The sequence below is a fragment of the Streptomyces sp. NPDC058284 genome (assembly GCF_042881135.1).
Lineage (GTDB): Bacteria > Actinomycetota > Actinomycetes > Streptomycetales > Streptomycetaceae > Streptomyces.
This window is the reverse complement of sequence record NZ_JBHVYE010000001.1, coordinates 508,415-526,428: the sequence shown is the minus strand read 5'-3', so window position 1 is coordinate 526,428 and position 18,014 is coordinate 508,415. Positions and strand designations below refer to the sequence as shown.

The window sequence follows — 18,014 nt, the reverse complement described above, 5'->3', positions numbered from 1 at the left end:
CGCAGCGGGGGTTCGTCATGGCACGACGGAACGTGGACAGGCGGAGTTTCAACCGGCGGATGCTTGTGGGCGGCGCGGCGGCGGCAGCGGGGGTGACATCGTTGTCGGTCGCGGGCGCGCCGGACGCGAGCACCGCCGAGGGGGCGCCGCGGACCGCGCCCGCGGGCGGCGAGGTCAAGCGCATCAAGATGTACGCGGAGAAGCTCCCCGACGGGCAGATGGGGTACGGCCTGGAGAAGGGCAAGGCCTCCATACCCGGGCCGCTCATCGAGCTGAACGAGGGCGACACCCTGCACATCGAGTTCGAGAACACCATGGACGTGGACGCCAGCCTGCACGTCCACGGCATGGACTACGAGATCTCCAGCGACGGCACGCGGCACACCGGCAGCCACGTCGAGCCGGGCGGCAAGCGCACGTACACCTGGCGCACGCACGCCCCGGGCCGCCGCAAGGACGGCACGTGGCGCCCCGGCACGGCCGGCTACTGGCACTACCACGACCACGTGGTCGGCACCGATCACGGCACCGGCGGGGTGCGCAAGGGGCTCTACGGGCCGCTGATCGTGCGGCGCAAGGGCGACCTGCTGCCGGACAAGACCTTCACGATCGTCTTCAACGACATGACGATCAACAACAGGGCGGGCCACGACAGCCCTGCCTTCGAGGCCACGGTGGGCGAGCGGGTGGAGTTCGTCTCGATCACCCACGGCGAGTACTACCACACGTTCCACGTACACGGTCACCGCTGGGCGGACAACCGTACGGGCCTGCTCACCGGCCCCGACGACCCGAGCCAGATCCTCGACGACAAGATCACGGGTCCCGGCGACTCCTTCGGCTTCCAGGTCATCGCGGGCGAGGGCGTGGGGGCCGGAGCCTGGATGTACCACTGCCATGTGCAGAGCCACTCGGACATGGGCATGGCGGGCCTCTTCCTGGTGAAGAAGGCGGACGGCACGATTCCGGACTACGAGCCGCACCGTGCGGCCGCGTCGAAGGAGGGCGCGGGGAAGCACGGCCACCACTGAGAGCCTGGCTCCGAGGCGTTCCCGAACTTGTTCCGCGGCCTCGTTCGCCGGCGTCGTTCGTCCCGTTGGGTGATGCTCGCGGGGTGTCTCGGCGCCGTGCGTGCCGTAGGGCGGGCAGGCTCGTTGCTGTTCACGAAACGTCCCGTATTGAGCAAGAGGTGAACTTCTGTGCGTCGAATGAGCATCGCCCTGGCCACGGCCGTCGTGGCCATCGGCCTGGCCGCTCCGATGGCGAGCGCCGCCGCCGTCTCCAAGTCCGGGCCGCCCTTCCCCTACGCGGACTGCCTGGCCGCCACCAAGAAGAAGGGCGAGTCCCCGTCCCACGGCAGGTGGCACTGCGACCAGTTGGTGAAGAAGGGCTGGGTCTCGCCGCCGAACCGCTGATCGTCCGGCGGACCTTCCGGTACGTCCGGGTCACCTCGGAGTGATCGCGGAGTACGGGCGGCCTTCCCGGTGATCCTCGACTCCGTCGTGGAGTACGAGAGATCACCGGGAAGGCCGTTGTGGTGTGTGCGGTGTCGCGGCCCGCTCGCGCGCCACCAGGTGGTCCAGGGCCCCGCGGGCGCTCGGCGCCGACTGGGTACCCGCTGTCCGCCCCTCGTCGGCACGCCCCGGAGGTGATACGGGAGGATGCCTCCTGACACCGTCAGGGAGGAGTGACCGAAGGTGACCGAGGAACCGCGCCCCACGCTGGAGGCCGTGGCCGCACGTGCCGGGGTCTCCAGGGCCACCGTCTCCCGTGTAGTCAACGGCGACCCCGGGGTGCGGGAGGTACTCGCGGAGAAGGTGCGGCACGCGGTCGACGAACTGGGCTACGTACCCAATCGCGCCGCCCGCAGCCTTGTGACCCGGCGCCACGACGCGGTCGCCGTGGTGATCGCCGAGCCCGAGACGCGCGTGTTCGCCGACCCCTTCTTCGGCCTCCAACTGCGCGGCATCAGCAAGGAATTGACATCACAGGACATTCAGCTGGTGCTGCTGCTCACCGAGGGGCGGGACGATCACGAGCGGGTCGGCCGGTATCTCGCGGGCGGCCATGTCGACGGCGCCCTCGTCTTCTCGCTGCACCTCGACGACCCGCTGCCCGGCATCATCCGGCGCGCGGGGGTGCCGACCGTGTTCGGCGGACGCCCCGGCTGGCCGCAGGGGAGCACGGAAGGGCCGAGCGCGCCGTACGTGGACTGCGACAACCGCGGGGGTGCGCGCGAGGCAGTGCGCCACCTGGTCGGTCTCGGCCGCGAGCGCATCGCGCACATCACCGGCGCCCTCGACCAGACCTCGGCGGTCGACCGGCTCGACGGATTCCGCGACGTGCTGGCCGACGTGGATCCGCGGCTGATCGCCGAGGGCGACTTCACCCCGGCGGGCGGCGAACGCGCGATGCGGGAACTCCTGGATCGCGTACCGGAGTTGGACGCGGTCTTCGCCGCCAACGACCTGACCGCGTCCGGCGCCCTGCGGGTGCTGCGCGAGCGGGGCAGGAGGGTGCCGGACGATGTGGCGGTGGTCGGCTTCGACGACATGCTGCCGGTGGCCGAGCAGACCGATCCGCCGCTGACCTCGGTCCGTCAGGACATCGAGGAGATGGGGCGGTTGATGGCCCGGATGCTTCTGCGGGGCAGGGCGGGCGGGGCGCCCGCCGCCGAGCCTGCCGGTGTGGTCCTGCCGACGTCGCTGGTGCGCAGGGCCTCGGCGTGACGTGACGTGGCCGGGGGAGCGGTCAGGAACCGACGCTCACGGTGAAGCGCCGCGGGTTCCCGTCGTGCGCCGCTCCCGACACGTCGGGCTGCCCGTCGGGGCGCACGTCGTCGTACGGGAAGGCGTACCCGATGGGGGAGTTGGCGTGCACCACCCGTGACCAGTGATTGGTCACCGCGTCCCGGTAGTAGTCGGCCGATGACGTGCCGTTCGGCTGCTCGGGGTGGGTGAGCATGATGCTGCGGTTGAAGCCCGCCGCCAGCCGGGCGAGCAGGGCCTTCTTGTCGTCGGGGTCGTTGGGATTGTTGGCGAAGGGACCGTGGTTGCAGGTGAAGATGTCCTTCGAGGTGGGCTTGGTGAAGGAGTGGCCGCCGTTGAACGTCAGTACGCCGCCGCTGACGCGCCCGGTGAACACGCCCCGGCCGCCCTGCAGGTCGATCCTGAGGTCCGTCGAGCGGTACTTGTCCCACACCCGGTCGATGTAGCCGTTCCATACGTCGCGGAACGGCATCTGGTCCGGCCTGTCGAAGTACGGCGCCATGAGGTTCTGTGGCGAGATCACCCGCAGCACGCCCCCGCCGCCACCGCGGATGACCAGCTTGTCCCACGGCTGCCCGTCCTTCGCCGCCTGCGCCGCGAGGTCGGCGGCGATCCTGCCGACGGCGCCGTCGGGCAGCGGGGCGACGGTGTGTCTGCCGTCGCCCTCCAGGGTCAGGCCGATGGGCAGCGCGGTCACCAGGTCGACGTAGCTGATGTTGGCGTAGAGCTGCTGGGAGTTGAAGGTGAACTCGCAGAACGACCATGTGCGGCCGTAGTTGGGGTCATCGCGGGTGGCGAAGGCGGGCTCGACCAGGGCGGGGCCGGGATTGAGGAAGAAGTCCAGCTTGTCGTCGCGTACGAAGTAGACACGCGCGCCGTACATCTGAGGCAGCGTCAGGAGCTTGGGGGCGGAGCCTGCGGCGCCGAGGGGGATGGCGCAGTCGACGGGCAGCGGGGTCCGGGGCGCCGAGGGGGAGTCGGGGCGGTAGACGCCGCCGTCCGGCCTGAGCAGCACCCAGCGGTCGGTTCCCTGCTCGTGGCCGGTGACGTAGGCGCGGACTTGGCCGGGGAGCGACTTGTTCGCGAGGGCCAGCTCGCAGGTGGCGGGCGCGGCCTTGCCGCCCGCCCGGGCGCCGGGACTCAGAGCGCTGCCCCAGACGGGGTAGGTGAGGGCGCCCGCGGCGCCGGCTGCGGTGGTCAGGAACGTTCGACGCGATATCACGGAAGGTCTCCTGCGCGGTTGCGTGGGGGGTGTGTGGGGGTGGTGCACCACTGTCCCGACGGGCGAATGCGGCGTCAAGAGTTGTGACTGAGAGCGCTCTCAAAAATGTTCTCGCTTCATCAAATGACGACGGCTTCCCGGTGGCTTCGACGGCGGCTTCCCGGCAGCGGTGGATTGTCAGTGGCGGGTGCCAGACTCGGAAGAACGGAGGAGACATGCGACAAAGGAGTCGATCATGCTCAACAACCGTTTCACCACCGGCGCCCCCGTCTGGGTGGACATGTGCGCCCCTGACCTGGGCGGTGTCGGCGATTTCTACCGCTCGCTCTTCGGCTGGGAACTCCAGCGCGGCGGCGCGGACGTAGGTGGCTACAGCCAGTACCAGCTGTCCGGCAGGACCGTCGCGGGCGCCATGGCCCTGCCGGCGGAGGAGGGCTCCCCGGCCTGGACGGTCTACTTCCGCACACCGGAGGTGGACGCCACCGCGAAGGCGGTCGAGCAGGCCGGCGGCAGCACGCTCTTCGGAGCCGTCGACGTACTCGACCTCGGCCGCATGGCGGGCCTCGCCGACCCCGCGGGCGCCGCGTTCGCGGTGTGGCAGCAGGGAGAGCTCAAGGGCCTCGATGTCCTGAACGAACCGGGCAGCCTGGTCTGGACCGAGCTGTACACACCGGACGTCCCCGCGGCCGTCGCGTTCTACGGCGCGGTGTTCGGCTGGCAGACCACCGAGGCGGCCTTCCCCGGCGGGAGCTACACAATGGTGCATCCCGCGGACGGCACGCCGGACGACATGTTCGGCGGCGTGGTACCGCTCGCGGCCGACCCCGCCGAGGCGGAATCGGGCCCCTACTGGCTGCCGTACTTCCAGGTGGACGACTGTGACGCCGTGGCCGAGAAGGCGCGGCAGGGCGGCGGCACGGTCCGGATGGAGCCGGTCGACATGGAGGGCGTGGGCCGCTTCGCCAAGTTCGCGGATCCGGCGGGTGCGCGGTTCGCGGTGCTTCAGCCGGCCGCTGCCGGGGAGTAGGGCGGGCCGGGCAACCGTGCGTTGATCAATCGTTGATTGCTTGTTTCGCGCGGTGGGACACCATCGGTGGCATGCAGATCGACATGACAGCCGAGCCGGAACTCGCCTGGCAGGAGCAGGCGCTGTGCGCCCAGACAGGAGCCGACTTCTTCTTCCCCGAGCCCGGTAGTTCGGTGCGCGAGGCGAAGGACATCTGCCAGATGTGCGAGATGCGCTCGGCCTGCCTGGAGTACGCGCTGAACAACGACGAGCGCTTCGGAGTCTGGGGCGGCCTCTCCGAAAAGGAGCGGTACGCCCTCAGACGCGAACCCCGGGCTTGAGAGCGCGTCCCCCTGGGCTGAAGCCCAACGGAAGTTTGCGCCGGCGAGTCGGACATCGCGTGGGACATCGATGTCCGGCTCGCTCACGTGCGTCTACTGACCGGCGAACTGCTGGTAATTGAGGCCGTTGCAGCCGAAGGCGCGCAGCCCGTACGCGCCGCTGTCGTCGATGCAGCGCCCGGTGTTCTCGTTCTTGAAGGTGAAGCTGCCGTTGCCGTTGCGGTAGAGAGCCCACCGCTGGTAGTTGAGGCCGTTGCAGCCGAACGAGCGCAGCCCGTACGCGCCGCTGTCGTCGATGCAGCGCCCGGTGTTGCCGTTCTTCAGGACCCAGTTGCCGTTGGACTGACCGGTCATGGCCCAGTACTGGTAGTTGAGGCCGTTGCAGCCGAAGGCGCGCAGCCCGTACGCGCCGCTGTCGTCGATGCAGCGCCCGGTGTTGAGGTTCTTGATGGCGCCGGTGCTGTCGGGGTGGGCGGCGCCGGCGTGGACGATGACGGCGTCACGCCCCAGGGAGGGCGTCGGGGGTGTGGAGGCTCCGGCCGCGCCGGCACCGACCAGTACGAAGCCCGCTGCCATCGCAAGTGCGGCGCGGATGTGAGGTGTGCGTCTCGCCAAGAGCGAATGCATGTTCACTGTGCCCCCCTGTAGATGTTCACTGTGCCCCCCCGTAGATAGGGAGGGGCGCCTGCTCTGAGATGGGCAGGCAGCCGGTATGGGCAGTGAAGCGCAACCGGCGAGGGCAGACGCTAGGCCCCGTGATGCGGACCCACCAGACCAGAATCGGCCCAGAGGTATGAATGTCCAATTTTCGGGATTTGGTGCGCTCTCTCGGAGCACTTCGCGCTGCCGCTCGGGTTCCTCCCTCAGCCGTACGTCACGACGAACCGCCGCGTCCCGGCGGGCACCTGCACGTCGTCGCCGGTCACCGGTAGTTCCCGGTCGTCCGCCGACACCGACCTGACGGGTCCGAACCGGCACGGGTACACGTATCGCACCCCGCCCGGCGCCTGGGTGACCTCCACCGTCACGGACCGTCGGTCGGTGTCGTGCGTGAGCCGGTAGCCGAAGGGCTCGCCGAACAGTGTCGGCGCCGAGTCGACGGCCACCGTCTCACCGTCGGGTACCCAGTGGGGGCGGACGCCCGGCGCGATGTACAGGTGCGGGTCGTGGTCCTCGTCCGCCTCGAAGAGCAGGATGTCGCGGATCAGGAGCAGGTACTCGGCGGCGGCCCAGCCGTGCGGGATGTCGCCCATGTACCAGTGCCGGGACGGCACCTCGTGGAAGTCGGAGGCGACGGTGAAGGCGTGCTGCTCGTTCCACGCGCCGAGCGCGACCGCCCGCTCCTGCGTGCGGGGGAAGGACGCCCGTACCGTCCAGTCGAGGAGCGCGTCCATCCGCGCCGGATCGCCCGCGAGCAGGTACGCGTGCGCCAACTGCAGGGTGAGGTAGGGCCCGTAGGCGTTCCACGCGGCCTCGTGCCGGTAGCCGCCCGACACGAAACGGGCGTACATGGTGTCGAGCGTGCAGCGTGCCGCCGCGTCGATGTCCGGGCCCAGCTTGCTGCCCATGTGCAGGCGCAGCGGATGGAAGAAGGCCGCGGCGCCGATCATCGTCGAGTCGAGCCGGCCCACGTCGCCCGGCCCGGTCGGGATGTACGTCTCCCAGGCCCCGCGCCCGCGCTGCTCCGCCAGGACCCAGCGGATCGAGGCCGCCGTCGCGCGCTTCACGTCGTCGAAGGCGGCCCACAGTTCGGGTACGTCCGGCGATCCGATGCGCTCCGCGAGCCGCGCCGCCTCGTACAGGCCGGCCAGCGCCCACAGGTCGTCCCAGTAGTGCGGCTTGTCGCGCTCGCCCAGGTGCTCGGCGCTCCAGCCGCTGTGCAGCAGGCCGTACTGGTCGCGGTTGTCGCGCAGCCACCGGGCGCCGTCGGCGACGTACGGCGTGTAGAGCTTCGCGCCGAACGCGGCGGCCCGGCCCTTCGTGCGGTCGAAGCGGCCGATCGCCCAGAGCGCCTGGCCGTTGCTGTCCCATTCGCGGTCGTCACGCTCGTGCGGGCCGCCGTAGAACCCGTACTCGGCGCACGGACCGATCCGGCCCGTGCCGCGGTTGAACTTCAGCGGGTAGTGCGTGCCGAGCTGATGCTCGGCGAGCGCGCCGTCACCCACCAGCGAGCAGGCCGTGGCCTCGACGGAAGAGTCACGGATCCAGAACGAGTCGTAGACCGTGGGGCCGGGGTGGATCTCCCCCTGGTCGGAGAGGATGAGCAGCTGTGCGCGGGACTCGCGGAAGAGGTCCGTCAAGTGCACCACGGGGCGCGGCAGTTCGGGCTGCACGCCCTGGCCGAGCAGTTTCGACGTCCAGAACGCCCGGTTGGCCTCTTCCAGGTCGGCGGCCGGTGTCGCCCTGATCTCGGCCAGGTCGTCGGCCCCGCTGTACAGATCGACGGGCAGCCGCACATCCAGCTCGAACACCTCGTCGTCGATGACCCGGAACGGCCAGGCGAACGCCGCGCTGCACAACCCCGCGATCTGGTCCTGCGCCTGCCCGGCGCCGTTCAGCTTGCCGCCCATCACCAGGTCGTGGAACGGACTGTGCGCCAGGTACGCGGCGGGGTCGTAGCTGAAATCGGGGTTGCCGTACACCCCGTACTGTTCGGGAGCGGTGTCGAACACCGGACCCCAGCCGCTGTTGGTCTCCACCCGGTTCTCCGCCGGAAGATGGCGCAGGAACGTCAGCCTCCGGTCGGTGATCTGCCGCCCGTTGCGGTCGTGCCGCTGGAAGCCGCTCGGACCCGTCGGCATGACCGCCGCGCACAGCCAGCCCTCGCGCGGCTGCCCGGTCGCGCTGCCCACCGTCAGCCGGGTCACCACCAGATCGCGCTGTCGCGCGCCCACGGTTGTCGCGAAGGTGCGCTGCACGAGCGCGACGCCGTCCGGCGTGCGGAAGTCCGTGAGGACGACCGGCAGATGCGGGGCCTCCATGCGCTGCGCCACCGTGCCGCCCTCGGCAAGCTGCGGCAGGTGCAGGGCTCCCGTCGCCGGGTCGTACAGGAAGAAGAGCAGGCAGTACTTGTCGTAGACCGGCTCGATCTCCCCGGCCTGGCCGATCAGGGACTCCTGGCGGTGGTCCTTCACGCCCACCATGTGCCAGTAGCGGTAGAGGGCGTTGGAGGCCAGCGCGGCCTCCTTCGATTCGTACGTGCCGGAGTCGAAGTCGTCGCTCCAGCGCCGGAAGGCCTGCTGCGCCCACCACGGCACGGGATAGGGCACCTGCGCCCTGCCCGCCCAGCTGCGCCACATGACCTCGTAGAACATCCACTCATGGGTCTGCGCCATGGGTTCACCCCCTCGCCCACAGTTGCACCGCGGGGGGCGGTCGTAAATCGATGCGACACAGGCGCGCGGCCACCGTTACGATCCTGGGGTCGCACGCGAGGCGTGTGACGGGGGGTCCTGTAGAGCAGAGGCAGACTCGCCGCCTTTTCAGGGCGGATACGCCGGTTCGAATCCGGCCGGGACCACGGGAACGGAACACGCGGGGCGGGGCGCATGGGTCAGAGCGGCGGGATCAGCGAGCGGGACCTCGCGGCCTTCCACGACGTGGTCGGCAGACTGCGGGAACTGCCCGTCGACGACCCGGTGCGGCTGCGCGCCGAGCAGGTCGCCGCGTCCTTCGCCCGCGACGGGCGGCTGCGCAGACGCAAGGCGCGCGGCGCCGAACTGTCCGCCGCCGACGCCGCGGCCATGGCCGCCACCGCGACCGGCGCGGGTGACCGCCGAGAGGACGCGCCGCTGGTCGCCGAGGGCACGGGCGGTACGTTCCTGCGCCCCCGCCCCTGCTACGTCTGCAAGACGTCGTATCGACAGGTCGACTCCTTCTACCACCGGCTCTGTCCGGACTGCGCCGCCGACAACCGCGCCCGGCGCGCCCTCACCACGGATCTCCGCGGGCGCCGCGCGCTGCTCACCGGGGGCCGCGTGAAGATCGGCTTCCAGCTGGCCCTGATGCTGCTGCGCGACGGCGCCGACCTCGTCGTCACCAGCCGCTTCCCGCACGACACCGAGCGGCGCTTTCGCGCGGTACCGGGCAGCGGGGCCTGGCTGGGCCGCCTCACCGTGCTCGCCGTCGACCTGCGTGACCCGCGCCAAGTGCTCGGCCTGTGCGAGGAGTTGCGCGAGGCGGGCGAACCGCTCGACATCCTCGTCAACAACGCGGCCCAGACGGTCCGCAGGCCGCCCGGATCGTACGCGGCGCTCGCGGCGGGCGAGGCGGCGGAGCTGCCCGCGCTCGCCCGCAGCGCCCCCGGCTTCCGGCCGATGCGGACGGAAGCCCACTCCGCGGGACAGGGGGCGCTCGCCCTCGTGCTGCGCGACGCCGAGGGGACGGGGCTGTCACGTGACGCGGACGAGGCGGGCCTGTTGCCCGACCTCTCGCCGGAGAACTCCTGGTCCGCCCGGCTCGGTGCCCTCGACCCCGCGGAGGTCCTGGAGACCCAGCTCGTCAACGCGCTCGCCCCGGCCCTGCTCTGCGACCGGCTGCTGCCCCTGCTGCTGGCCTCGCCGCACCCCCGCACGTACATCGTGAACGTGACGGCGGTCGAGGGCCGCTTCGCCGTGCGCAACAAGCTGGGCGGGCACCCCCACACGAACATGGCGAAGGCCGCCCTGAACATGCTCACCCGCACCAGCGCCGCCGAACTCGCCGAGCAGGGCGTGCACATGTGCGCCGTCGACACCGGCTGGATCACGGACGAGAACCCGGCGCCCAAGAAGGACCGCATCGCGGGAGCGGGTTCCCGCACGCCCCTCGACGTGGTGGACGGCGCGGCCCGCATCTACGACCCGATCGTGCGCGGCGAGGCGGGCGATCCCGTCTCGGGCGTCTTCCTCAAGGACTACCGGGAGGCGGCGTGGTGAGCGGGGACGCGGACGTCGCACCGGCCTCCTGAACCGGAACACGCCGATTCGAACCCGGCCGCCCCGTCCCCGCACCTTCGCACCTGTGAGGTCAGGCGCCGCGCGCCGCCATCCGCGCCTTGCGGGCGGCCAGCCTCTCGTCGAACTTCGAGGCCTCCGCGTCGAGACCGTTCATGAAGAAGCCCAGCTCCTCCTGGGCCTTGAGCCCCTCGGGGCCGAGGCCGTCGATCTCCAGGACCTTCAGGAAGCGCAGCACGGGCTGGAGCACGTCGTCGTGGTGGATGCGCATGTTGTAGACCTCGCCGATGGCCATCTGCGCGGCGGCCCGCTCGAAGCCCGGCATGCCGTGTCCCGGCATCCGGAAGTTGACCACGACGTCCCGCACGGCCTGCATCGTCAGGTCGGGCGCGAGCTCGAAGGCGGCCTTCAGCAGGTTCCGGTAGAAGACCATGTGGAGGTTCTCGTCGGTGGCGATGCGCGCCAGCATGCGGTCGCAGACCGGGTCGCCGGACTGGTGTCCGGTGTTGCGGTGCGAGATGCGGGTCGCCAGCTCCTGGAAGGCGACGTACGCGACGGAGTGCAGCATCGAGTGGCGGTTGTCCGACTCGAAGCCCTCGCTCATGTGCGCCATCCGGAACTGCTCCAGCTGGTCCGGGTCGACGGCGCGCGAGGCGAGGAGGTAGTCGCGCATCACGATGCCGTGGCGGCCCTCCTCGGCCGTCCAGCGGTGCACCCAGGTGCCCCAGGCGCCGTCGCGGCCGAAGAGGGAGGCGATCTCGTGGTGGTAGCTGGGGAGGTTGTCCTCGGTGAGCAGGTTGACCACCAGGGCGATGCGACCGATGTCGGTGACCGGGGACTGGCCCTTCTCCCACGCCTCGCCGTCCTCGAAGATGCCGGGGAAGTTGCGGGCGTCGGAGAACGGGACGTACTCGTGGGGCATCCAGTCCTTGGCCACCTTGAGGTGGCGATTGAGTTCCTGCTCGACCACTTCCTCCAGCGCGTACAGCAACCGGGCGTCGGTCCAGCTGTCCGTGCTGCCGAGGTGGGGAGAGGTGATCGTCACGTGGGCTCCAGAAGGGGGACGGGAGTGTCTTACGGCAATGCGAGCGGCGCACTACCTACGGTGTCGTAGGTTACGTTGCCGTAGGTTAAACCCGCCGTAAAGAGCCTGTGAGACCGGGGTCCCACCCGTCACCAGGGCAACAACCGTCTCATTGCTGGTCAGGCGCCCGGTTCGCGCGGCGACACTGAGAGGGACGTCACACGGCCTGTCGGCTTCGACCGGCTCTCCGCGCGAGGGGCCGGGCCGTGCCGCACGTCATGCGGCGCGCTTCCGGGCCAGGCCCGGCGCGCCGCGCAGATGCTCCGCCGTGAACGATCCCCCGGCGCCCAGGAGCTGCGCGGGCGTCCCCTCGAACACGACCCGTCCGCCGTGCTTGCCGCCGTCGGGGCCGAGGTCGATCACCCAGTCCGCGTGCTTGACGACGTCGAGGTTGTGCTCGACGACGAGCACCGTGTTGCCCGCGTCGACGAGCCGGTCGAGAAGGGCGAGCAGCCCGTCGACGTCCGCCATGTGCAGGCCGGTGGTCGGCTCGTCCAGGACGTACGTCGTGCCCGTGCGGTGCAGCTGGGTGGCCAGCTTGATGCGCTGGCGCTCGCCGCCGGAGAGGGTGCTCAGCGGCTGCCCGAGCGCGAGGTAGGTCAGGCCGACGTCGCGCAGGGCCCGCAGCCGGCGGCGTACCGCAGGGTCGTCGAAGCGCTCGAAGAAGTCCAGGGCCTGCCCGGCGGTCATCTCCAGGACGTCCGCGACGGACCGGCCGTCCACGGTGAGCCGCAGCACCTCGTCCTTGAAGCGGCGCCCCTCGCACGCCTCGCACGTCGTGGTCACCGGGTCCATGAACGCCAGATCGCTGTAGATGATCCCGCGCCCCTGGCAACGCTCGCACGCGCCGTGGGAGTTGAAGCTGAACAGACCCGCCTTCGCGCCGGTCTCCCGCGCGAAGAGCCCCCGCACCGTGTCCATGATCCCGAGATACGTCGCCGGGGTGGAGCGGCCCGAGATGCCGATGGACGACTGGTCCACGACGACGGCGTCCGGATGCGCCGCGGTGAACGCCTTCGACACCAGCGTGCTCTTGCCGGAACCGGCGACGCCGGTGACCGCCGTGAGCACCCCGGTCGGCACCCGCACGCTCACGTTCTTGAGGTTGTGCAGATCGGCGCCCTCGATCCAGTGGCCGCCGGTCGCCTCGCGCGGGCGCTCCTTGACGCCGGTCGTGCGCCGCAGGTGGCGTCCGGTGAGGGTGTCGGCGCGGCGCAGCTCGTCGGGGGTGCCCTCGAAGACGACGAGACCGCCGCCGGCACCGGCCGCCGGGCCCATGTCGACGACGTGGTCGGCGACCGCGATGACGTCCGGGTCGTGCTCGACGACCAGGACGGTGTTGCCCTTGTCGCGCAGTCGCAGCAGGAGGTCGTTCAGGCGTCCCACGTCGCGCGGGTGCAGCCCGACGCTCGGCTCGTCGAAGATGTACGTCATGCCGGTGAGGCTGGAGCCGAGGTGGCGGACCATCTTCAGGCGCTGCCCCTCGCCGCCGGAGAGCGTGGACGTCTCGCGGTCCAGGCTGAGGTAGCCGAGGCCGATCGCCTCGATCCGTTCGAGGGCCGCGACGGCGGCGCGCGCGATCGGTCCCGCCACCGCGTCGTCGATGCGGTCCAACTCCCCGATCAGGTCCGTGACTTCCATCCGGGTGCAGTCCGCTATGCCGAGGCCGCCCACGCGGGTGGCGAGCGCCGCCGGGTTGAGCCGGGCGCCGCGGCAGGCGGGGCAGGGGCCCTCGTTCAGGAACCCCTGCACCAGGTCGCGGGTCCTCTGGGAGAGCGTCGACAGGTCGCGGTTGAGGTAGAGCCGTTCGAAGCGGTCGGCGAGCCCCTCGTAGTCGATGTCCCGCGCGCCGCCCGTGTTGCCGACGCTGACCTTCCTCTTGCGGCCGTTGCCGCGCAGCAGGAACCGCCGCTCCGCTTCGGTGAACCGGCCGACCGGCTTGTGCGGGTCCAGATCGGTGGTGTTGGTGTAGGTCTGGCCCTGCCAGGTTCCCGCGGCGAACGGCGGGAAGAGGATCGCGCCGTCCGCCAGGGACCTGGCGGGGTCGAGGATGCGGTCGTAGTCGGGGCGCACGGTGCGGCCGAGGCCGTCGCACTCGGTGCACATGCCGGCCGGGTCGTTGAACGAGTACGCCGTCGCCGGGCCCGCGCTCGGCGTGCCGTACCGGGAGAACAGCACGCGGATCACGGAGTAGATGTCCGTCATCGTGCCCACGGTGGAGCGCGAGTGGCCGCCGATCGGCCGCTGGTCGACGACGATCGCGGGGGAGAGCTCCTCGATGGCGTCCGCGTGCGGCCGCTCGTACTTCGGCAGCCGGTTGCGGACGAACCAGGTGAAGGTCTCGTTCAGCTGGCGCTGCGACTCCACCGCGATCGTGTCGAAGACGACCGACGACTTCCCGGACCCTGACACCCCCGTGAAGACGGTGAGCCTGCCCTTCGGAATGCGCAGGCTCACCTCCTTGAGGTTGTTCTCCCGGGCCCTTTCGATGGTGATGTACGGGTGTGTTCCCTGGTGTGTGTCCTGGTGCATGCGTCCGAAGCTAGGCGGAATACCCGACAGCTTCTGTCTTCTTTTCCTGGGTGATCTCCTTCAGTTCCCCGTCCAGGAGAAGCCACCGCGTGATGCCGATGGACTCCAGGAACGGCAGGTCGTGACTGGCCACGATCAGTGCGCCCTCGTACGACTCAAGGGCCGTCGAGAGCTGCTTCACGCTCGCCATGTCGAGGTTGTTCGTCGGCTCGTCGAGCATCAGGAGCCGCGGCGCGGGCTCCGCGAGCAGCAGCGCCGCGAGCGTCGCGCGAAACCGCTCGCCGCCGGACAGCGTCGCCGCCCGCTGATCGGCCTTCGCCCCCTTGAACAGGAAGCGGGCCAGCCGTGCCCGGACGCGGTTGTTGGTCGCGTCGGGAGCGTACGCCGCCACGTTCTCGGCGACGGTCAGCTCGCCGTCGAGCACGTCGAGGCGCTGCGGCAGGAAGCGTGTCGGCACGTGGGCGCGCGCCTCGCCGGAGACCGGCTCCAGCTCCCCGGCGATGGTGCGCAGCAGCGTGGTCTTGCCCGCGCCGTTGCGCCCGATCAGCGCGATCCGTTCCGGGCCGCGCAGTTCGAACTCCTTCATCACCAGCGCCCCGTAGCGCAGTTGGAGCCCGCTCAGGGTGAGCACGGTGCGCCCCGGGTGGACCAGGGTGTGCGGCAGATCGACGCGGATCTCGTCGTCGTCGCGCACCGCCTCGACGGCGTCGTCCAGGCGCTCCTTGGCCTCGGCGAGCTTCTCCTCGTGCATGACGCGGTGCTTGCCTGCCGACTCCTGGGCGGCCCGCTTGCGCGCCCCGACGAGGATCTTCGGCTGGCTCCTGCTGTCCTGGATCTTCTGGCCGTACCGCTTGCGGCGGGCCAACTTGACCTGGGCGTCGGCCAGATCGCGCTTCTGCTTCTTCAGGTCGGACTCGGCGACGCGCACCATGCGCTCCGCCGCTTCCTGCTCGGTGGCGAGGGCCTCTTCGTACGCGCTGAAGTTGCCCCCGTACCAACTGACCTCACCGTCCCGCAGATCGGCGATCTGGTCGACGAGGTCGAGGAGCCCGCGGTCGTGGCTGACCACGACCAGGACTCCGGACCACGCCTCGACGGCCGCGTACAGGCGCCGTCGCGCGTACAGGTCGAGGTTGTTGGTCGGCTCGTCGAGCAGCAGTACGTCGGGGCGGCGCAGCAGCAGCGCGGCCAGCCGCAGCAGCACCGACTCGCCGCCGGACACCTCGCCCGTGGTGCGGTCCAGGCCGATGTGGCCGAGGCCGAGCTGATCGAGGGTGGCGAGGGCGCGCTCCTCGACGTCCCAGTCGTCGCCGACCGTCGTGAAGTGCTCCTCGCGCACGTCACCGGCCTCGATGGCGTGCAGCGCGGCGCGGGTCGCGGCGATGCCGAGCACCTCCTCGACGCGCAGGCCGGTGTCGAGGGTGACGTTCTGCGGCAGGTAGCCGACCTCGCCGACGACGCGCACGGCGCCCTCGGCGGGCGTCAGCTCACCGGCGATCAGCTTCAACAGGGTTGATTTTCCTGACCCGTTGACGCCGATGAGCCCGGTCCTGCCGGGTCCGAAGGTCACCTGCAGCCCGTCGAAGACGCCGGTGCCGTCGGCCCAGGCGAAGGAGAGCGAGGTGCAGGAGATGGAGGTGGGGGAAGTAGACATACAGGCCTCACGATCGCGTGGTGTGCAGCGTGGTCGGGGACAACGCGTGGGAGACACCGCGGCGGAGGTGTGAGGCCGGAAAATGAAAAAAGGCCTGCGCCGGGGGACGGGACGGCTCGTATGCCGAGGTCACACGCGACGTACACGGCAGCGAAAAGCTGCGTGACGCGGTGTCTCATGACCTCAGACGAGCAACGTCCTACTCCTGTCGACGGCAACAGAACCGCTGTACACCGTAGGAGCCCCTTCGGGCCGTGTCAACGCTTTATCGTGAAGGCGCCTTGTCGTGAAGGCCGTGGCGCACGACAGCGCGACGCGACGCGACGCACGACAGCGACGGCGGCCGGGGCCGGTCCCAGCGCCTCAGCAGGCGTCCCGCATCAGCTCCGCCAGATCCTGGTCCAGATCGACGTGGCGGTGCTCCTGGCCGACCGGCACAAGCGCCGTCGTGCTGTGCAGGAAGCGGCGCAGGTCCCCGGTGCGGACGTGGACGATCGCGGTGCCCTCGGGGGCGTGGAACTCCACGACCGTACGGTCGTGGCCGTAGGGCCGCACGCGCACGTCGCCGTCGCCGACCGCCCGCTCCACGCCGTGCGTGAGCAGTTCGCGGGCGAAGGTCCAGTAGACCTCGATGCCCTCCAGGGTGGCGGGCGCGGGGAAGCTCATCCGGACCGCGAAGGGGTCGCGCCGGTCGTAGTGGAGGGTGGCGGGAATGGTCGACATCCGCGGCGCGGCGGCGACGAGGCGGGCCTCTACGGCTTGCTCGATGACGGTGGACAACGCCTGCTCCCTCACTGACTGCTGGACGACTGGGGTCGGCACCTGACTAGACGACGAAACGACGGGATCCGTGCACATGGAGGGCGGGTCGGAGTGAGTGACCTCTGTCACCGCGACACCGTGGCGGCGCCCGCGGTTCCCGGAGCCCGCCCCACGGGGGACACCTTCCGGCCATCTGGACGAGCCCCCGCGCGTCGGCTAGCTTCGCCCGCCATGAGGGGCATGGGGAAGACGAAGGCGATGAGACGGACGATACTCACGGGACTCTGCGGCGCGGCGCTCGCCGGGGCCGTCCTCGCGGCGCCGGGCACCGCGCAGGCGGACGGTCCCGCACACCGCCCGGACCGCGGTCCGCGCTGGCAGCTCAAGGAGAACGGCACCGACGCCCGCTTCCGGGGCCTCGCGGCCGTCAGCCGCGACGCCGCCTGGGTGGCAGGGACCAAGGGAACCGTGCTGCGTACATCGAACGGCGGCAGGACCTGGCGTGAAGTCTCCCCGCCCGGCGCCGCCGATCTGGAGTTCCGCGACATCGAGGCCTTCGACGGCCGCCGCGCCGTGGTGCTCGCCATCGGGGAGGGCGAGGCCTCGCGGGTGCTGCGCACCGAGGACGGCGGCGCGACCTGGACGGAGTCCTTCCGCAACACCGACGCCAAGGCCTTCTACGACTGCATGACCTTCTTCGACCGCCGCCACGGCCTGGCCGTGAGCGACCCGGTCGGCGGCAAGTACCGCGTTCTCTCCACCGCTGACGGCGGCCGTTCCTGGGAGGTGCTGCCGAACGCCGGCATGCCCGCCGCGCAGGACGGCGAGGCGAGCTTCGCGGCGAGCGGCCAGTGCCTGGTGAGCTCGGGGCCGCGCGACGTGTGGCTGGCCACCGGCGGGGCGGCGCGCGCACGCGTCCTGCACTCCGCCGACCGCGGACTGACCTGGACGGCCACCGACGCGACCGTCCCGGCGGGCGACCCGGCCCGCGGCGTCTTCGGGCTCGCCTTCCGCGACCGCGCGCACGGCATCGCGGTCGGCGGCGACTACCGCGCGGACCAGGCCTCGCCGAGGGCGGCGGCGGTGACCCGGGACGGCGGCCGCCGCTGGGACCCGGCCGGGCGCCCGCCGCCCGCCTACCGCTCGGGCGTGACGTGGCTCCCGCACAGCCGCTCCACGGCCCTCGCGGTCGGCCCGACGGGCACCGACGTCACGACGGACGCGGGCGGCAGCTGGCGGACGGTCGACACGGGGTCGTACGACACCGTGGACTGCGCCCCGGACGGCGGCTGCTGGGCCGCGGGGGAGAAGGGCCGCGTCGCCCGCCTGGAGCGAGACTGAGACCGGCCCCGCACACGGCCTAGGCGGGCAGTTCCTCGCGGTACGCGGCGAGGGCCGGTGCCGTCTTCGTCGCGTGGAACTCGGTGACGCGGTACTCGCACACCCCCGCCACCGTGAACGGGTCCGTGGCGAGGAGCTTCTCGATCCGCGCGCGGTCGTCCGCGACGGCGAGGATGACACCGCCGTCGCGCGGGTTCTTGCGGCCGGAGGCGATGAAGAGGCCGGCCTCGTACTGCTGGTCGAGCCAGTCGACGTGGGCGGCCAGCTGTTCGTCGACGGCGGAGAGCGGTGCGGTGTAGGTCAATTCGAGAATGAACATGATCGCGAGGCTACCGGGCCCCGCGGGGACCGGGCGGGGTGCATCGGCTGC

At 70.9% G+C, this 18,014-nt stretch carries 15 protein-coding genes and 1 tRNA gene; 8 read left to right on the top strand and 8 right to left on the bottom strand.

From position 1 onward, the window contains the following. Positions 1-32 precede the first annotated feature (32 nt). The 3 genes from ACFVYR_RS02005 (at position 33) to ACFVYR_RS01995 (ending at position 2,729) form a co-directional block, all read left to right on the top strand. Entirely contained in the window at positions 33-1,031 is a 999-nt protein-coding gene (locus ACFVYR_RS02005; RefSeq protein WP_384248003.1) for a multicopper oxidase domain-containing protein, read from the top strand. Between the two features lie 177 nt (positions 1,032-1,208). After that, entirely contained in the window at positions 1,209-1,415 is a 207-nt protein-coding gene (locus ACFVYR_RS02000; RefSeq protein WP_384247629.1) for a hypothetical protein, read from the top strand. A gap of 282 nt (positions 1,416-1,697) precedes the next feature. Then, positions 1,698-2,729 (top strand): LacI family DNA-binding transcriptional regulator, encoded by a 1,032-nt coding sequence (locus ACFVYR_RS01995; protein WP_384247627.1) that lies wholly within the window; start codon positions 1,698-1,700, stop codon positions 2,727-2,729. Between the two features lie 22 nt (positions 2,730-2,751). Here the strand turns inward: ACFVYR_RS01995 and ACFVYR_RS01990 are convergent, their stop codons facing one another. After that, complete coding sequence (locus ACFVYR_RS01990) at positions 2,752-3,990, bottom strand: glycoside hydrolase family 64 protein (RefSeq protein ID WP_384247626.1); 1,239 nt, start codon at positions 3,988-3,990, stop codon at positions 2,752-2,754. A 235-nt stretch (positions 3,991-4,225) separates the two neighbouring features. Between ACFVYR_RS01990 and ACFVYR_RS01985 the strand changes: the two genes are divergently transcribed. Continuing rightward, on the top strand, positions 4,226-5,017 hold the full coding sequence (locus ACFVYR_RS01985) for a VOC family protein (RefSeq protein ID WP_384247624.1): 792 nt from the start codon (positions 4,226-4,228) through the stop codon (positions 5,015-5,017). A gap of 71 nt (positions 5,018-5,088) precedes the next feature. After that, positions 5,089-5,337 carry a WhiB family transcriptional regulator gene (locus ACFVYR_RS01980; protein ID WP_384247623.1) on the top strand — a complete coding sequence of 83 codons (249 nt, stop codon included), beginning with the start codon at positions 5,089-5,091 and terminating at the stop codon, positions 5,335-5,337. 93 nt (positions 5,338-5,430) lie between these two features. On the opposite strand, the gene ACFVYR_RS01975 is transcribed toward ACFVYR_RS01980, so the two are convergent. Further along, positions 5,431-5,913 carry an RICIN domain-containing protein gene (locus ACFVYR_RS01975; protein ID WP_384247622.1) on the bottom strand — a complete coding sequence of 161 codons (483 nt, stop codon included), beginning with the start codon at positions 5,911-5,913 and terminating at the stop codon, positions 5,431-5,433. Positions 5,914-6,200: 287 nt separating this feature from the next. Then, positions 6,201-8,672 carry a hypothetical protein gene (locus tag ACFVYR_RS01970; protein ID WP_384247620.1) on the bottom strand — a complete coding sequence of 824 codons (2,472 nt, stop codon included), beginning with the start codon at positions 8,670-8,672 and terminating at the stop codon, positions 6,201-6,203. 113 nt (positions 8,673-8,785) lie between these two features. Between ACFVYR_RS01970 and ACFVYR_RS01965 the strand changes: the two genes are divergently transcribed. Then, positions 8,786-8,857: transfer RNA gene (locus ACFVYR_RS01965), tRNA-Glu, on the top strand. A 28-nt stretch (positions 8,858-8,885) separates the two neighbouring features. Further along, on the top strand, positions 8,886-10,253 hold the full coding sequence (locus ACFVYR_RS01960) for an SDR family oxidoreductase (RefSeq protein WP_384247619.1): 1,368 nt from the start codon (positions 8,886-8,888) through the stop codon (positions 10,251-10,253). A gap of 91 nt (positions 10,254-10,344) precedes the next feature. Here ACFVYR_RS01960 and ACFVYR_RS01955 read toward each other — a convergent pair whose 3' ends face one another. The 4 genes from ACFVYR_RS01955 to ACFVYR_RS01940 form a co-directional block, all read right to left on the bottom strand. Then, on the bottom strand, positions 10,345-11,316 hold the full coding sequence (locus ACFVYR_RS01955) for an acyl-ACP desaturase (RefSeq protein ID WP_384247617.1): 972 nt from the start codon (positions 11,314-11,316) through the stop codon (positions 10,345-10,347). Between the two features lie 255 nt (positions 11,317-11,571). Beyond that, positions 11,572-13,887, bottom strand: a complete 2,316-nt coding sequence (locus ACFVYR_RS01950; protein ID WP_384247616.1) for an ATP-binding cassette domain-containing protein — start codon at positions 13,885-13,887, stop codon at positions 11,572-11,574. A 10-nt stretch (positions 13,888-13,897) separates the two neighbouring features. Beyond that, a complete protein-coding gene (locus ACFVYR_RS01945) occupies positions 13,898-15,541 on the bottom strand; it encodes an ABC-F family ATP-binding cassette domain-containing protein (protein ID WP_384247614.1) in 1,644 nt (547 codons plus the stop codon). Between the two features lie 363 nt (positions 15,542-15,904). Then, on the bottom strand, positions 15,905-16,321 hold the full coding sequence (locus tag ACFVYR_RS01940; RefSeq protein WP_384247613.1) for an SsgA family sporulation/cell division regulator: 417 nt from the start codon (positions 16,319-16,321) through the stop codon (positions 15,905-15,907). 240 nt (positions 16,322-16,561) lie between these two features. Here ACFVYR_RS01940 and ACFVYR_RS01935 point away from each other — a divergent pair, with 240 nt between their 5' ends. After that, on the top strand, positions 16,562-17,644 hold the full coding sequence (locus ACFVYR_RS01935) for a WD40/YVTN/BNR-like repeat-containing protein (RefSeq protein WP_384247612.1): 1,083 nt from the start codon (positions 16,562-16,564) through the stop codon (positions 17,642-17,644). 19 nt (positions 17,645-17,663) lie between these two features. On the opposite strand, the gene ACFVYR_RS01930 is transcribed toward ACFVYR_RS01935, so the two are convergent. Then, on the bottom strand, positions 17,664-17,963 hold the full coding sequence (locus ACFVYR_RS01930; protein WP_384247610.1) for a YciI family protein: 300 nt from the start codon (positions 17,961-17,963) through the stop codon (positions 17,664-17,666). Between the last annotated feature and the right edge of the window lie 51 nt (positions 17,964-18,014).

What these genes read in the sequence shown, in the direction of transcription:
- ACFVYR_RS02000 (WP_384247629.1), top strand. Translation starts at nt 1,209, where the DNA reads ATGAGCATCGCCCTGGCCACGGCCGTCGTGGCCATCGGCCTGGCCGCT.
- ACFVYR_RS01985 (WP_384247624.1), top strand. Translation starts at nt 4,226, where the DNA reads ATGCTCAACAACCGTTTCACCACCGGCGCCCCCGTCTGGGTGGACATG.
- ACFVYR_RS01980 (WP_384247623.1), top strand. Translation starts at nt 5,089, where the DNA reads ATGCAGATCGACATGACAGCCGAGCCGGAACTCGCCTGGCAGGAGCAG.
- ACFVYR_RS01975 (WP_384247622.1), bottom strand. Translation starts at nt 5,913, where the DNA reads ATGGCAGCGGGCTTCGTACTGGTCGGTGCCGGCGCGGCCGGAGCCTCC.
- ACFVYR_RS01970 (WP_384247620.1), bottom strand. Translation starts at nt 8,672, where the DNA reads ATGGCGCAGACCCATGAGTGGATGTTCTACGAGGTCATGTGGCGCAGC.
- ACFVYR_RS01960 (WP_384247619.1), top strand. Translation starts at nt 8,886, where the DNA reads ATGGGTCAGAGCGGCGGGATCAGCGAGCGGGACCTCGCGGCCTTCCAC.
- ACFVYR_RS01950 (WP_384247616.1), bottom strand. Translation starts at nt 13,887, where the DNA reads ATGCACCAGGACACACACCAGGGAACACACCCGTACATCACCATCGAA.
- ACFVYR_RS01945 (WP_384247614.1), bottom strand. Translation starts at nt 15,541, where the DNA reads ATGTCTACTTCCCCCACCTCCATCTCCTGCACCTCGCTCTCCTTCGCC.
- ACFVYR_RS01935 (WP_384247612.1), top strand. Translation starts at nt 16,562, where the DNA reads ATGAGACGGACGATACTCACGGGACTCTGCGGCGCGGCGCTCGCCGGG.
- ACFVYR_RS01930 (WP_384247610.1), bottom strand. Translation starts at nt 17,963, where the DNA reads ATGTTCATTCTCGAATTGACCTACACCGCACCGCTCTCCGCCGTCGAC.